The organism is Streptomyces sp. HUAS MG91, assembly GCF_040529335.1.
GTDB classification, from domain to species: domain Bacteria; phylum Actinomycetota; class Actinomycetes; order Streptomycetales; family Streptomycetaceae; genus Streptomyces; species Streptomyces tabacisoli.
The window spans coordinates 5363559-5377922 of record NZ_CP159534.1 but is presented as its reverse complement, the minus strand read 5'-3'; the positions used below and the strand labels follow the sequence as shown (position 1 = coordinate 5377922).

Below are 14364 nucleotides of genomic sequence, written 5' to 3'. Positions count from 1 at the left end.
AGCACCCCCAGTTCCCCCTGGGGCACTTTTCACACCGACCGTACATGCTGGTACGGCCGGAGCCCCTCACCGTAAGACGGTGAGGGGCTCCGGAAGGTTGAACGCGAACGCGTCCTAGTACCAGCTGTTGGCCTGCCAGAAGGACCAGGCGTCACACGGGCTGCCGTATCGCGAGTCCATGTAGTTCAGCCCCCACTTGATCTGGGTGGCCGGGTTGGTCTGCCAGTCCGCGCCCGCGGAGGAGTACTTGGACGCGGGCAGTGCCTGGAAGAGACCGTAGGCGCCCGACGAGGCGTTGGTGGCCCGGTAGTTCCAGCTCGACTCGTGGTTCACGATGTTGCTGAAGCACTGGAACTGGCCGGCCGGCACCATCTGACGCGCCATCGCCTGGATCTGGGCGACGGAGTACGAGGACTGCGTGGCGAAGCTGGAGGCGTCGCGGGTCTCGGAGCGGCTGGCGGCCTTCTTGGCCTCCTCGCGCTCCTTGGCCTCCTTCTCGGCCTTCTCCTTCGCCTCCTGCGCGGCCTGCTGCTTCGCGACGGCGTCCTCGGCGGCCTTCTTGCGGGCCGCCTCCTCCGCCGTCTTCTGCGCAGCGTTGTCCGCGGCGATGGCCTGCGTCTGAGCCTGCTGCTCGAGGGACGAGGTCTGAACCTGGGCCTGCTGGCCCGCGGGTATGTCGGCGAGGAGGGTCGCGTCGCTCGCCGTGGCCTCAGCCTCGGCAGGCTGAGCGGTGCTGCCCGAGGCAACACCCACGACGGCGCCGACAGTGGTGACCGCGGTGGCCGAAGCCACTGCGAATCCCCGGACCGAAATCCGGCTCACACGGTTTCCTTCCAGCATCGCCCGCTTGAGTGTGACCATCGCGGACGCAATCGTGCCCCTGACGCTGGCCTCCCAACTGCGGGGTCACGGGAGGCACGGGCCCGGTGGGCAACTCCTTTGCGGGGAGCGCCGCGTGGTGCGCGGGCGGCATACGACGGCCGGTATGGAGTTCAGGGTGCAGCTGGTACTGCGGTGGTTCTGTACCGCTGGGGGTACGCAAGTGTCGTATGCGGGGCCTGACAGGACCGTGACTCTGCCGTATTCGGACGCCGCTAGGCAATTCTGCGTTGCGTGGGAAAGGTCACACCCCGTTTGGCGCAGGGGAATTCAGGAAACGCCCGCGCACGCAGACGCCGCCCGGCTAAGCTCTCTGGCTTCTCCGGACGGCGCCTATCGGGGCGAACTTCCTTAAATCTGGACGTCCTCCAGCATTTCAGTCACCAGGGCCGCGATCTGCGACCGCTCCGAGCGCGTCAGTGTGACGTGCGCGAACAGCGGATGGCCCTTCAGTTTCTCGACGACGGCGACGACACCGTCGTACCGGCCGACCCGCAGGTTGTCGCGCTGGGCGACGTCGTGGGTGAGGACGACACGCGAGTTCGCCCCGATGCGGGAGAGCACCGTCAGCAGGACGTTGCGCTCCAGGGACTGGGCCTCGTCCACGATCACGAACGCGTCGTGCAGCGAGCGGCCGCGGATGTGGGTGAGCGGCAGGACCTCCAGCATGCCGCGGGCGGTGATCTCCTCGATGACGTCCCGGGTCGTCACGGCCGAGAGGGTGTCGAAGACGGCCTGCGCCCACGGCCCCATCTTCTCGGCCTCGCTGCCGGGCAGATAGCCGAGTTCCTGGCCGCCGACCGCGTACAGCGGACGGAAGACCATCACCTTCTTGTGCTGGCGCCGCTCCAGGACGGCCTCCAGGCCCGCGCAGAGCGCGAGCGCGGACTTGCCGGTGCCGGCCCGGCCGCCCATGGAGACGATGCCGATGTCCGGGTCGAGCAGCAGATCGAGCGCGATCCGCTGCTCGGCGCTGCGCCCCTTGAGCCCGAAGGCCTCCCGGTCGCCGCGCACCAGACGGACGTTGCCCTCCGGCGTGACCCGGCCGAGGGCCTTGCCGCGCTCGGAGTGGATCGTCAGTCCGGTGTGCACCGGGAGGTCGGCGGCCTCGGGAACGTAGAGCGTCTCCTCCTCGAAGAGCAGGTCGACCTGTTCCCCGGCGAGGGTCAGTTCGGACATTCCGGTGAAACCGGAGTCCGTGATGGCGAGTTCGGCGCGGTACTCCTCGGCGAGGAGCCCGACCGACGACGCCTTGATCCTGAGCGGGAGATCCTTCGACACGACGGTGACGTCGAGCCCTTCGGCCTGCAGATTGCGGGCCACCGCCAGGATGCGGGAATCGTTGTCGCCCAGGCGGTAACCGGCCGGGAGCACGGAGGGGTCGGAGTGGTTGAGCTCGACGCGCAGCGTTCCGCCCACGTCTCCGGTGGGGATCGGGGCGTCCAGGCGTCCGTAGCGAACCCGGTAGTCGTCGAGCAGGCGCAGGGCCTGCCGGGCGAAGTACCCGAGCTCGGGATGGTGCCGTTTGGCCTCCAACTCCGTGACCACGACGATCGGCAGCACGACTTCGTGCTCGTCGAAGCGGGTCATGGCGTTGGGATCGGCCAGCAGGACGCTGGTGTCGAGAACATAAGTGCGCCGTTCGGGCTTGCGCAGGCGCTTGTTGCTGGTCACCACGGAAGGACGTACCCCCTCGGATGAGGTCGGGGAGCGACGGAGGAGTTTCTGGGCCGGGGACACCGGCGAAGGCTGCCGGTCGTCGGCACCGCTGCGCGGGCCGAGAGCCGGCCCTCCAAGTCGTCATCCGCACGGATTCGTGTGCGGTCGTCCTGGTGCAAAGGGCCTCCCGGGCGGGCGGCCCCGTGCCGCCCGCTGAGATGCGGTGTCCTTGGTGCGGGCACCGACCTGGGAGGGTTATTCCCTCGAACACGCGCAGCCATGCCAGGGCATAGGACGGCGCGTGCGTTAACTCCTGATGTCGTACGTCCCCCGGGTGCGCCCCGGGCGAGGGAGGCTCAGCCGCCGAAACGCCGGTGCCGGGCGGCGTAGTCGCGCATCGCGCGCAGGAAGTCGACCTTCCGGAACGCCGGCCAGAAGACTTCACAGAAGTAGTACTCGGAGTGGGCCGTCTGCCAGAGCATGAAGCCCGACAGGCGCTGCTCGCCGCTGGTGCGGATGACGAGGTCGGGGTCGGGCTGGGCCTTGGTGTAGAGGTGCTCGCCGATCAGGTCGACGGAGACGGCGTCGGCCAGCTCCTCGATCGACTGCCCCTTGTCCCCGGCGTCCAGGACCATCGAGCGGACGGCGTCGGCGATCTCCTGGCGGCCGCCGTAGCCGATCGCGACGTTGACCAGTATTCCGTCGCGGTGGGCGGTGGCCTCCTCGGCCTCCTTGAGGATGCCCTGCATGCCCTCGGGGAGGATGTCGGGGGTGCCCACGTGGTGGACGCGCCAGCGGCCGTCGGCCGCGAGGGCGCGGACGGTGTCCTCGATGATGCCGAGCAGCGGCACCAGTTCTTCGGCGGGCCGGTCGAAGTTGTCCGTCGACAGCAGCCACAGGGTGACGACCTCGACGTCCGTCTCGCTGCACCAGCCGAGGAATTCCTCGATCTTGGCGGCGCCCGCCTGGTGGCCCTGGGCCGGGGTGGAGCCGGCGGCCTTCGCCCAGCGTCGGTTGCCGTCCATGATGACGCCGATGTGCTTGGGCACCTGGTCGTGGTCCAGATGGCCTTCGACCCGGCGTGCGTACAGCCTGACCAGCAGGCCGCGCAGCCTGTCCCGCAGGTTCACGGTCTTTTGCCCCTCCGTGCAGACGACGGTCCCCGAAGGCGAAAGCCTACAGCCGCAAACCCGGGTGGGAGCTGTGGGGTGTCAGTGCACCGACAGCTCCCTGACGTAGTTTCGTATCCATGAACGACACCTCTCCCTACGCGGCCTCGGCCGACCGTTACGACGCGATGGAGTACCGGCGCACGGGCCGCAGCGGTCTGAAGCTGCCCGCGATCTCGCTCGGCCTGTGGCACAACTTCGGGGACGACCGCACCCTCGGCTCCCAGCGCGCGATCCTGCGCCGCGCCTTCGACCTGGGCGTCACCCACTTCGACCTGGCGAACAACTACGGCCCGCCGCCCGGTTCGGCCGAGCTGAACTTCGGCAAGATCTTCGCGCAGGACTTCGCCCCGTACCGCGACGAGCTGGTCCTCTCCACCAAGGCCGGCTATCTGATGCACCCCGGCCCGTACGGCGAGTGGGGCAGCCGCAAGTACCTGCTGTCGTCGCTGGACGCCTCGCTGAAGCGGATGGGCGTGGACTACGTCGACATCTTCTACTCGCACCGCTTCGACCCGAACACCCCGCTCGAGGAGACGATGGGCGCCCTCGCGTCGGCGGTCCAGCAGGGCAAGGCGCTGTACGTGGGCGTCTCCTCGTACACCAGCGAGCAGACGGCCGAGGCGGCGCGGCTGCTCAAGGGGATGGGCGTCCCGGCCCTGATCCACCAGCCGTCCTACTCGATGATCAACCGCTGGACGGAGGACGACGGCCTGCTCGACACGCTGGAGACGGCGGGCATGGGCTGCATCTCCTTCGCGCCGCTCGCGCAGGGCCTGCTGACGGACAAGTACCTGAAGGGCATCCCGGAGGGCTCGCGCGCCACGCAGGGCAAGTCGCTCGACCCGAACCTCCTGAGCGAGGACGTGGTCCGCCGACTGAACGGGCTGAACGACATCGCGCAGCGCCGCGGCCAGTCGCTGGCCCAGCTCGCGCTGAACTGGGTGCTGCGCGACGAGCGGATGACGTCGGCCCTGATCGGCGCCTCCAGCGTGAAGCAGCTGGAGAACAACGTGGCGGCGCTGGCGGCCAGCAAGCTGACCGACGAGGAACTGACCGAAATCGACTCGTTCGCGGTCTCCACGCCGGGTACGAACATCTGGGCCGGGCGCAGCTGATCCGGTTCGCCCCGGGCGGGCCCCTGAGCGGGGCTTGTCGTGTCCGTATGTGCGGACAAAAAACGGGCCGGTCCGTGGGGGGGGAGACGGACCGGCCCGAGGGGGGGTTTCCACCATAACCCTTCGTAAGTGCGGATGCGCCCATCGGCGCTCCACAACTACTCTCCGCAATCGCCCGGCGACTGCTGGAGGTAGCTTTCCGGCCGCTCCACAGCGGGCCCACAGGCGTCTTTGACCCCGTCTTCACAGGCGCTTCGCCGAAGGTTCGGCATCCCTCTCCCGTGTCATGCACGAGGTTGACGCCGCCGGGGCCGCCCGCGAAGGCCGTCGCGGATATGGCGCATTCGGTTCGCGTGGCGGGGGCGCCGGGCCCGGGAGGTGGCAAGCGGTACCGCGCGGCCCCCTCCACCGCGCGGTACCGCCGCGCAGCTTTGCTGGCGCGAATTGCCGTTGGTCTGAACTTACGTGAGGTTTACGTGAGGATCGAGTGCGTCTCGGTAACGATGCGGAATCGGTTGCTCCAGGCGCCCGGTTTGCACCGTTTGCTCGTCTGACGTTCCCTACGGCTTGCGCGCCTCGATCAGGTGGCGGGAGCTGTGGGCCACGAACGGCCCCTCCTTCTCGATCCGCTCGTGCAGGGCGCGCAGCTGGGGCTCGTACGCCTCCGCGGTGAAGCCCGGGACCATCCAGACGACCTTGCGCAGGAAGTGCACGACGGCCCCGATGTCGTAGAACTCGATGCGCAGCCGCTCGGCGCGCAGGTCGACGATCTCCAGGCCCGCCGCCCGCGCCTGAGCGATCTCCTGCTGCGGGTCGCGGCCGCGGCGCACCTCCTCGGGCTGCGGGCCGAGGAAGTACTCGACGACCTCGAACACGCTGCTGGGGCCGACGTGCTGGGCGAAGTAGGTGCCGCCGGGGCGCAGCACGCGGGCGATCTCGGGGAAGTCCGCCCTGACCGGATGGCGGGCGGTGACCAGGTCGAAGGTGGCGTCGGCGAAGGGCAGCGGGGCGTCGTCGGGGGACGCGACCACGACCACGCCGCGCGGGGCGAGCCGGCGGGAGGCCTTCGCCACGTTCGGCGGCCAGCCCTCGGTGGCGGCCGTCAGGAGCGGCAGCCGCGGGGCCAGGTCGAGCACTTCGCCGCCGCCGGTGTGCAGGTCGAGGGCCGAGTCGACGGTGCCGAGCCGCTCCCCCATCAGCCGGGCGTACCCCCACGAGGGCCGCTCCTCGGTGGCGCGGCCCTCGAACCAGGAGAAGTCCCAGCCCTCGGTGGGCGCGGCGACCGCCTCGGCGACGAGGTCCTCGAAGGACCTGTGTGCGGTGTGCGCCGCCTGTCCCGTGGTGCGGCCGGTGTCCCTGGTGTCCTCGTCGTTCATGACACCCATGGTCCCAGGGCGGACCGGAGCGCTCCTCTCCTTTTCCGGCGCCGGGGCGCTGTCCGGGGCTCCTGCTATTTTCTGCCCACCGGACAGGGGGAGGACCAGCCATGACCAGCAGGCCGACGATGCGGCACGTCCCGTACGAGGGCACGGAGAAGGAGAGCCTGCACGTGGCGCTCGACCGGCACCGGGACGGTGTCGTGTGGAAGCTCCAGGGGCTGGACGAGGAGCGGGCCCGGCGGCCGCTGACGCCGTCGGGGACGAATCTGCTGGGGCTCGTCAAGCATCTGGCGTCGGTGGAGTACGGCTGGTTCTGCGAGACGTTCGGCCGGGAGGCCGAGCCGCTGTGGTTCGACCCGTACCAGGGCGAGGACATCGTGGCGGCCGACGACGAGACGGTCGAGAGTCTGCTCGCGTTCTACGCGCGTGCGCGCACCGCCGCCGACCGGGCCATCGCCGAGATCCCCCTGGAGGAGACGGGCACGGCCTGGGACGGCAGAAAGGTGTCGATGCGCTGGGTGCTGGTGCACATGCTGGAGGAGACAGCCCGGCACCTGGGGCACATGGACATCCTGCGCGAGCTGACCGACGGCACGACCGGTTTCCTGCCTCCGCTGCCCGACGCGCGCGGCTAGCCTCGGCCGGTCGGGGTTCCGCCGAGGGACTGTCGGCGGCCGGGCGGGGGCCGGTCGGAGGGGTCTCGGGGGCCGGTCGGGGGGTGTCCTCAGGGATGTACGGGGGATGTCCACAGGGATTTCTCAGGGGCTGGCCCTCTTTTCCGGCACCCCGGGGACGCACATACCCTTGACGCACCCCCGCCGCTTCACCACCTTGGCCCACGTCCCCCACGCAGGGCCCGTCCGTCCCACTTCACCGCAGAGACGCGAGCACATGTACGTACGATCTGCACGTTCCGCGATAGCGAGCTGGCTGACCCGCCTCTACTTCTCCCGCCTGCGGAGAAAGGGGACGGGCCTGGATCTGTCGATCCTGTCGAAGCTGCCCGACGGCGCGCTGCTGCCGCTGCGCCGCGAGGGTGTCGACCCGGTTCCCGAGATCGGCGCGCTGCGCGACCGGGAGCCGGTCAGCAGACTGCCGATCCCCGGCATGACGGTCTGGCTCGTGTCGGGCTACGACGAGGCGAAGGAAGTCCTCGGCAACGCCAAGGCGTTCAGCAACGACTTCCGGCACCTGGTGGGCGTGGGCGGGGCCGGCGCCGATCAGAACCCGGGCGGGCTCGGCTTCTGCGACCCGCCGGACCACACCCGGCTGCGCCGGCTGCTCACGCCCGAGTTCACGATGCGCCGCCTCTCCCGGCTCACGCCGCGCATCCACGCGATCGTCGAGGAGCAACTGGCCCAGCTGGAGAAGGCGGTGCGCGAGTCGCCCGACGGCACGGCCGACCTCGTCGAGCACTTCGCGATGCCGGTGCCGGCGCTGGTGATCTGTGAACTGCTGGGTGTCCCCTACGAGGAGCGGGAGGCGTTCCAGCAGTTCTCCGTGGCCCGGTTCGACGTGCTGGGCGGCGCGGGAGCGTCGTTCGGAGCCGTGTCGCAGTCGCTGGACTATCTGCGCGGTGTCGTCGCCGAGCAGCGGCGCCACCCGGGCGAGGGCCTGCTCGGCATGCTGGTGCGCGAACACGGCGACAACATCACCGACGAGGAGCTGACCGGCCTCGCGGACGGCGTGCTGACCGGCGGTCTGGAGACGACGGCGAGCATGCTCGCGCTCGGCACCATGATCATGCTCAGCGACCGGGAGCACTTCGCGGCGCTGCGCGACACGGAGGACCCGGCGGCGGTCGCGGCGCCCTTCGTGGACGAACTGCTGCGTCATCTCACGGTCGTGCAGACGGCGTTCCCGCGGTTCGCCCGCGAGGACGTCGAGATAGGCGGCGTACCGATATCCGGCGGCGACATCGTGATCGTGTCGCTCAGCGCCGCCGACCGGGACCCGCGGCTCGGCGGGGACGGCGACGACATGGACGCCTTCCTGCCCGCGCGCCCGCCCACCGCGTCCCACCTGGCCTTCGGGTACGGCATCCACCGCTGCATCGGCGCCGAGCTCGGCAAGATGGAGCTGCGCGCCGCCTTCCCCCAACTGGTGCGCCGCTTCCCCGAGTTGCAGCTCGCGGTGGCCCCTGAGGAGCTGGAGTTCCGCAAGCTGTCGATCGTGTACGGGGTGGACTCGCTGCCCGTGCGGCTCTAGGGCGAGTGCCGAAGGTCCCGCCTGCCCGGTCCGCATAGGCTGCTGCCCTATACACGGGTCAACTCTTGGTTGACCGGGGGCTCGTGGGGAGCAGGGGAAGGGGCCGGGGAAGCATGGATGTCAGGGGTGACGCGGGGGCGCGGGGCGGGCCCGGTGCGGGTTTCGCGCCGTTGCAGGCCGACGATCCGGTGGAGGTGGCCGGTTACCGGCTGGCGGCGCGGCTCGGCGCGGGCGGCATGGGCCGGGTCTATCTGTCGCACACGCAGGGCGGCCGCCCGGTGGCGCTCAAGGTCGTCCGCTCCGAGCTGGCCGACGACCCCTCCTTCCGGCGGCGCTTCCGCCGGGAGATGGAGGCGGCGCGGCGGGTGCGGGGCGCGTACACGGCCGAGCTGATCGACGGTGACGCGGACGCCGATCCGCCGTGGCTCGCCACGCTGTACGTGCCCGGGCCCTCGCTGGCGGAGGCGGTCGCGCGGCGCGGCCCGCTGCCGGCGTCGGCGGTGCTCTGGCTGATGGCGGGCGTGGCCGAGGCCTTGCAGGCCATCCACGCCGCCGGGGTCGTGCACCGCGACCTCAAGCCCTCGAACGTCCTGCTCGCCGCCGACGGCCCGCGCGTCATCGACTTCGGCATCTCGCTCGCCTCGGGCCTGAGTTCGTACACGGCGACGAGCGGCGGCCTGGCCATCGGCACGCCCCAGTACATGGCGCCGGAACAGGCGTCCGGCGCCGAGGTCACGCAGGCCACGGACGTCTTCGCGCTCGGCCAGACGGCGGCGTTCGCGGCGCTCGGCGCTCCGCTGTACGGCGACGGCCCCGGGGTCACCGTCCTGTACCGCATCGTCCACTCCCGGCCGGATCTGTCGCCGCTCCCCGAGGAGGTGCGGCCGCTGATCGCCCGCTGCCTGGCCGCCGATCCGGCCGAGCGGGCCACGCTCACGGAGATCGTGGAGTGGTGCCGTCGGGGGCTCGGGGACGAGGTGGATTCGGGCGGGTCCGCTGTGTGGCGCGAGGTGGTGGGGACGGAGGTGCCGGTTCCGGCGCCCGCCTCCGCTGCGGCTCCGGCTTCGCGTACGGCTCCGTTCACGGTGGCCGCGCCGGCCGCGCCCCGGGACCCGTGGGCCGCGCCGACCGGGCCGAGCGGGCCGCCCGCACGAAGACGCGGTGCCCGGCTGGCCGTCGGCGCGGCCGTGACGGCGGCGGTGCTGGTGCTGTCGGCGCTGGCGTGGACGGTCGGGGACGCGGGCGGATTGTTCGGCTCCGACGGGAACCGCGCCAAATCCCCTACGGGGTCGAACGGTTCGGCCTCTCCCCCGGCGTCCGGGGCGACATCGGCGGCAGACCAGAAGTCCGATACGGGCGACCGGAGTGCGGACCAGGCCGCGGGAGATCAGGGCGGTCCGTCCGGCTCGCCGGTCGCCACCCCGTACCCTCTCCAGCTGCTGACCGAGAAGAACTCGCTGAGCATCAAGGACGGCGTCGACCGCGACGACCGCAAGGGCGACATCCGCTTCTCGTGCGCCAAGGAGACCAGCTGTGCGCTGGTGACCGATACGAGCGTGATCGCGCCGGTGTACGACAAGCCGGGCGCTTCCCTCGACACCTGCCGCGCCTACCTCGCGGGCAAGGGCGCCGACACCCGGCTGCCGCTCGCGATCATCACGACCGGCAGCGAGATCTGCTTCCGGCACCCCGACGGCTACATCGGCCTGTTCGTGGTCCAGGCGAAGTCGACCGCGCTCCCCAAGAGCGGCTCCAGCTTCCTGTCCGGGGCGCTGACGGTGTGGCGGGCCCGGTAGGCGGACCCCCCGGCCCGGCTCAGCCGCTCTTCGGGAACGAGACCTCCACGCGCCGGTTCTTCTTGCGGCCCTCTTCGCTGCCGTTGTCCGCGATGGGGTAGTCCTCGCTGTAGCCCCGGACCTGGAAGGTGACGTCGCCGCCGGCCGCGCCGAGGGCCGTCGTCAGCTGGTCGTGGACGGCTTCGGCGCGCTTCTTGGAGAGCGTCAGGCCGTGCGCGTACGAGCCCAGGTTGTCGGTGAACCCGAACACCCGGACCGTGGTCGCCTTCTGGGACTTGATCTCGTCGGCGATGGCCTGGATGCGGGACCGCGCGTCCGGGTTGAGTTTGGCGCTGTCCTTCGCGAAGAGGACCTCGGCCTGGAGGGCGAACGTCACGGTCTCGTTGGTGTCGGAGCGGCGTTCGTCGCCGGAGAGGTCCTCGACGACGGACTTGATGTCCAGCACCTTGGCGGGCGCCAGCGTGGCGCCGTCGGCGAGCTTGAGGCCCGGGCTGTTGGCGTCGACGTCCGGCGGCGCGGAGGTGGTGGTGCTGCCGGGCGGGGCGGAGGGCTTGCCGTCGTCCGCGTGGGCCACCGCGGTGCCGGTGGCGAGCAGGAGGACCGTGAGCGTCGCGGCGGTCAGGTGGCGGCGGGGCATGTCAGTCGCCCTCGGTGATGTCGAGTTGGGCCGGGGGCATGGTGGGGACCTGGAGCTGGACGGAGGTTGTTCCTTGCGGGGGTGCGGGGAATTGGGCGAACCAGTCTGTGGACTTGCCCGGATCGACTCCGCCCTGGAACTTTGTGCAGAGGCAGCGCCCTTGGGTGTCCCGAAGGACCAGGTACTTCTTCTTTCCAGCCTGGTCCACAAGGCTGGCACCTGCGAGGGACCCACCGTTGGACTGCAGCTCGCTCTCGTCGCTCTTCCAGTCGGTACCGAGCCAGATACCTGAGGTTCCGTTCGTCACCGTGCCGTTCAGCGTGACGAACCCTCCCTGATCCCTCGTGGCTGAGGTGATCGTGAGCGTCACGCCCTTGTTCTTCACCTCGGCCAAAGGCTCACTTGACGTTGATTGGGACGCCTTCGGCTTGTCGCCGCCGTCCTTCTCCGTCGCTGCCGACGATGTGGCCGCATCATCACCCTTCTTGTCGTCACCGCCACAACCAACGGCAGTGAAGACGAGTCCAGTCGTGATTGCCACCGCGGCCAGTGCCCGGCGGGTCGTCGTGGTGCGCCGAAGGTTCATCGCTACGGCTTCGCTTTCTCGTCAGTCGGCCAGGTGGACGGAGAACAGGGCCGACGCGTCGGGCAGGTCCTCCAAGTCGAAGTGCTCGGGATCGATCTCGAATTGGGTGCCGTCACAGTCAAGATTGACGATCTTCTTGAAATCGGCGTCCGCGGGAAAATCACAGCGTGGCTGGATGACCGCAGTGGCATGTGCCGTCGCGTGTTGGGTCTCCGTGCCGGGGATGATCGTGTCGCCGACCGTGTAGAGGGTCCTGACCTCAACCCGGTAGCCAGGGAAGCCATTGACCACGATGCCGTCGTGAAGACTGACGACCTCCGAGTCGTTCTCGGCGGCCAGTTGCTCCGCTGCGGCCTGGGCGCCGACCCCTGGGGCACCCTGCCCGTCGAGCCAGTCCAACCAGTTGTCACCATCGCCGACGGCCCGTCCCAGACCGTCCATCAGCTCGTCACGCGTGGACTGTGCGGCAGCCAGAGCCGCCGCGTCCGCAGCGGACTGGGCACCGTTGCGCGCAGATGCGGCCTGGGCGAAGGCGAAGAAGGCGAACGCTGTGAACAGCAGAATCCCGGTGAGCCAGATGTAGATCGGCAGCGTGGACCCTCGATCGTCACTGAGCCCTTGTGGGCTCAGCCGCCTCCGGTGACGCGGGCGACAGCATTGCCGACCGCCGAGGAGATCTTTCCGTCCAGCCCGAGCTGATCGATCGCCACGAAGATCCCCGCGATCAGAATCATCAGCCCCGCATACTCCACGAACCCGGCCCCAGAATCTCGCCGAGCCCCGCGGAGCCGCTCCGACACCGAAACCGTCCACTTGACCCACACCCCGATGAGCCGATCCCTGGTCACGATCTCCCCTTCCCCGTACGACGGCCACGCTCGCGCGCGTACCGTACGCAACGTACGCGACCAGCAACCGCTTGTATGCGGATTCGACAATTAACTGCTGTCGCTTGACCGGAAGTTGATTTCGCGTTGTCCGCAGTGTCACCTGTGTTGCCGATCGCATCCCGCGTCCTCCCCCGTCGCGTTCGCAACTGCCAACTGCGGTCAGGGAACACTGTAGCCACTCAACGGCCCAGTATTGAGCCGAAGTTGGAGCCGGAACCGAGGAACATGCCCGTGCCGATCAGGATCATGGTGGCCGGGAGCATGAAGACCAGGGTGACCATGGTTGCCTTCGGGATGGTTTTCGCGGCGCGGCGGCGCGAATTCTGGGCATCCGTGCGGCGCATGTCCGTGGCCAGTTGGATGAGGGTGTCCGCGATGGGCGAGCCCAGTTCCTCGCCCTGCTGGAGGGCCGAGACGAACTGGGCCACCTGCTCGGAGGAGTTGCGGCGCCGGAGTTCGTCGAACGCCTGGCGGCGCGGGACGCCCATGTCCATCTGGCGCAGGGTGATGCGGAGTTCGTCGGCCCACGGGCCCTCGTACTTCTCGGCGACCCGGTCGAGGGCCTGGCGGAAGCCGAGGCCCGCCGAGACGACGACCGCGAGGACGTCGAGGAAGTCGGGGAGGGTGCGGTCGATGACGTCCTTGCGTTCGCGCATGGCCTGGAGGATCAGCGCGTCGGCGGCGAGCGCGCCGAAGGCGAAGGTGAAGAGGGCGAAGAGGGGCCGGCCGACGGAGAGGAAGACCAGGCCCATGACCAGCCCGAAGGCGCCGTAGACCGCCCGCCGTGCCGCGTACCGGTCGATGGTCAGGCCGCCGGGGTTGCCCGCCATGTCGATGCGGCGGCGCTTGGCGTCGACCCGGCGCGGGCCCATCAAGCGCAGGACCAGCGGAGCGAACCGCATGCCCAGGCGGTCGACCGCCGAGGACGGGGCCGAGACGCGGCTGGCGCCGACCTCCAGGGCGAGGGCCAGGTCGCTGGGGATCTTGGCGTCGGCCCGGTACATCCGTACGCCCAGGAAGACGCCGAGGACGGCCGCGCCCATGAGGAGGGCGAGGAGGAGGCCGATGACGGTGGTGGACATGAGCGCCTCAGACCTCGATCTTTCCCAGGCGGCGGATGACGAAGAAGCCGATCGCGTAGAGGCCGAGGGAGACCAGGATGAGGGTCTGGCCGATCGCGGAGCCGGTCACGCGGGCGAGAGCGCCGTCGTTCGAGGCGTTGACGAGGATCAGCGAGCCGAGGCCGAGCAGCGGGACCGTGAAGGCCGTCGCGTTGACCTCGGAGAGCATCGTGCGGATCTCGCGCCGGGTCTCCTTGCGGTCCTCAAGCGTCTGGGTGAGGTTGCGCAGGGAGGAGACCACCGTGCCGCCCGCCTTGTTCGCCAGGACCAGCGTCGTCACCAGGACGATGAGTTCGCGGGAGGGCAGGCGGGCCGCCAGTTCGTCGAGGGCGTCGTCCACCGAGTGGCCGAGCGACAACTGGTCCGCCACGCGCGAGAGTTCCTCGCCCGCCGGGGCTTCCAGCTCCTCCGCCGCCATGGCAAGGGAGGTGCGCAGGGCCAGTCCCGCGGCCGTGGCGTTCGCCAGGAGGCGTGCCACGTCGGGGAGTTGGCTGATGAACGCCTCGATGCGTTTCTGGCGCTGCCAGTTGAGGAAGATGACGGCGCTCCAGACTCCCACCGCGCCCGCGATCGGCCCGAAGAACGGGGCCAGGGCCGTCGCCGCCACCAGCCACAGGGCGACGACGACCACGGCCACATAGACGAAGAACTCGCCCGGGGTGAGGTCCAGGCCCGTGGCCGAGAGGCGCAGGTGCAGCGCCTTGCCGAGGCGGGTGCGGCGCAGGCGGCGGTCGAGGGAGCGGAAGCGCCGGGTCCGGCCGCCCGCGCCGGGTCCGGAGCCGCCGGCCGGGTAGTCGTCGAGGCGGTCGACGAGCGCCTGGCGCTGGGCGCGTCCGGACGCGTAGACGTGCGCGCCCGCGACGGCGACGACGCAGGCGAGAACGGTGGCGCCGAGGGCGATGAGGACCGGGCCCGTCATGCC

Annotated in this window: 14 protein-coding genes; 4 read left to right on the top strand and 10 right to left on the bottom strand. The window is 70.1% G+C overall.

The window, feature by feature from the left end:
- Positions 1-114 precede the first annotated feature (114 nt).
- The 3 genes from ABII15_RS24695 to ABII15_RS24685 form a co-directional block, all read right to left on the bottom strand.
- Entirely contained in the window at positions 115-822 is a 708-nt protein-coding gene (locus ABII15_RS24695) for a lytic transglycosylase domain-containing protein (protein WP_353944478.1), read from the bottom strand.
- Between the two features lie 408 nt (positions 823-1230).
- Positions 1231-2556: a PhoH family protein gene (locus ABII15_RS24690; protein ID WP_353944477.1), complete on the bottom strand. Its 1326-nt coding sequence runs from the start codon at positions 2554-2556 to the stop codon at positions 1231-1233.
- A gap of 338 nt (positions 2557-2894) precedes the next feature.
- Complete coding sequence (locus ABII15_RS24685; protein ID WP_353944476.1) at positions 2895-3668, bottom strand: isoprenyl transferase; 774 nt, start codon at positions 3666-3668, stop codon at positions 2895-2897.
- A 119-nt stretch (positions 3669-3787) separates the two neighbouring features.
- Here ABII15_RS24685 and mgrA point away from each other — a divergent pair, with 119 nt between their 5' ends.
- A complete protein-coding gene (mgrA, locus tag ABII15_RS24680; protein WP_353944475.1) occupies positions 3788-4825 on the top strand; it encodes an L-glyceraldehyde 3-phosphate reductase in 1038 nt (345 codons plus the stop codon).
- Between the two features lie 560 nt (positions 4826-5385).
- Here mgrA and ABII15_RS24675 read toward each other — a convergent pair.
- Positions 5386-6201, bottom strand: coding sequence for a class I SAM-dependent methyltransferase (locus tag ABII15_RS24675; RefSeq protein WP_353944474.1), 816 nt, complete (start codon positions 6199-6201; stop codon positions 5386-5388).
- Positions 6202-6311: 110 nt separating this feature from the next.
- On the opposite strand from ABII15_RS24675, the gene ABII15_RS24670 reads away from it, so the two are divergent.
- From ABII15_RS24670 to ABII15_RS24660, 3 genes are all read left to right on the top strand, one after another.
- Positions 6312-6839 (top strand): DinB family protein, encoded by a 528-nt coding sequence (locus tag ABII15_RS24670; RefSeq protein WP_353944473.1) that lies wholly within the window; start codon positions 6312-6314, stop codon positions 6837-6839.
- A 256-nt stretch (positions 6840-7095) separates the two neighbouring features.
- Positions 7096-8412 (top strand): cytochrome P450, encoded by a 1317-nt coding sequence (locus ABII15_RS24665; RefSeq protein ID WP_353944472.1) that lies wholly within the window; start codon positions 7096-7098, stop codon positions 8410-8412.
- Between the two features lie 113 nt (positions 8413-8525).
- Entirely contained in the window at positions 8526-10208 is a 1683-nt protein-coding gene (locus ABII15_RS24660) for a protein kinase (protein WP_353944471.1), read from the top strand.
- Positions 10209-10227: 19 nt separating this feature from the next.
- Here the strand turns inward: ABII15_RS24660 and ABII15_RS24655 are convergent, their stop codons facing one another.
- From ABII15_RS24655 to ABII15_RS24630, 6 genes are all read right to left on the bottom strand, one after another.
- On the bottom strand, positions 10228-10845 hold the full coding sequence (locus ABII15_RS24655) for an OmpA family protein (RefSeq protein ID WP_353944470.1): 618 nt from the start codon (positions 10843-10845) through the stop codon (positions 10228-10230).
- Position 10846: 1 nt separating this feature from the next.
- Positions 10847-11431 (bottom strand): hypothetical protein, encoded by a 585-nt coding sequence (locus tag ABII15_RS24650; protein ID WP_353944469.1) that lies wholly within the window; start codon positions 11429-11431, stop codon positions 10847-10849.
- Between the two features lie 21 nt (positions 11432-11452).
- Positions 11453-12022 (bottom strand): pilus assembly protein TadG-related protein, encoded by a 570-nt coding sequence (locus ABII15_RS24645; RefSeq protein ID WP_353947185.1) that lies wholly within the window; start codon positions 12020-12022, stop codon positions 11453-11455.
- Between the two features lie 35 nt (positions 12023-12057).
- Positions 12058-12261, bottom strand: coding sequence for a hypothetical protein (locus ABII15_RS24640; RefSeq protein ID WP_353947184.1), 204 nt, complete (start codon positions 12259-12261; stop codon positions 12058-12060).
- A gap of 239 nt (positions 12262-12500) precedes the next feature.
- Positions 12501-13403, bottom strand: coding sequence for a DUF5936 domain-containing protein (locus ABII15_RS24635; RefSeq protein WP_353944468.1), 903 nt, complete (start codon positions 13401-13403; stop codon positions 12501-12503).
- A 7-nt stretch (positions 13404-13410) separates the two neighbouring features.
- Positions 13411-14361 carry a type II secretion system F family protein gene (locus ABII15_RS24630; protein WP_353944467.1) on the bottom strand — a complete coding sequence of 317 codons (951 nt, stop codon included), beginning with the start codon at positions 14359-14361 and terminating at the stop codon, positions 13411-13413.
- Positions 14362-14364 lie beyond the last annotated feature (3 nt).

Bases quoted from the DNA above. Each gene is read 5' to 3' on its own strand.
- ABII15_RS24670 (WP_353944473.1), top strand. From the start codon at position 6,312: ATGACCAGCAGGCCGACGATGCGGCACGTCCCGTACGAGGGCACGGAG.
- ABII15_RS24655 (WP_353944470.1), bottom strand. From the start codon at position 10,845: ATGCCCCGCCGCCACCTGACCGCCGCGACGCTCACGGTCCTCCTGCTC.
- ABII15_RS24650 (WP_353944469.1), bottom strand. From the start codon at position 11,431: ATGAACCTTCGGCGCACCACGACGACCCGCCGGGCACTGGCCGCGGTG.
- mgrA (WP_353944475.1), top strand. From the start codon at position 3,788: ATGAACGACACCTCTCCCTACGCGGCCTCGGCCGACCGTTACGACGCG.
- ABII15_RS24675 (WP_353944474.1), bottom strand. From the start codon at position 6,201: ATGAACGACGAGGACACCAGGGACACCGGCCGCACCACGGGACAGGCG.
- ABII15_RS24635 (WP_353944468.1), bottom strand. From the start codon at position 13,403: ATGTCCACCACCGTCATCGGCCTCCTCCTCGCCCTCCTCATGGGCGCG.
- ABII15_RS24665 (WP_353944472.1), top strand. From the start codon at position 7,096: ATGTACGTACGATCTGCACGTTCCGCGATAGCGAGCTGGCTGACCCGC.
- ABII15_RS24660 (WP_353944471.1), top strand. From the start codon at position 8,526: ATGGATGTCAGGGGTGACGCGGGGGCGCGGGGCGGGCCCGGTGCGGGT.
- ABII15_RS24630 (WP_353944467.1), bottom strand. From the start codon at position 14,361: ATGACGGGCCCGGTCCTCATCGCCCTCGGCGCCACCGTTCTCGCCTGC.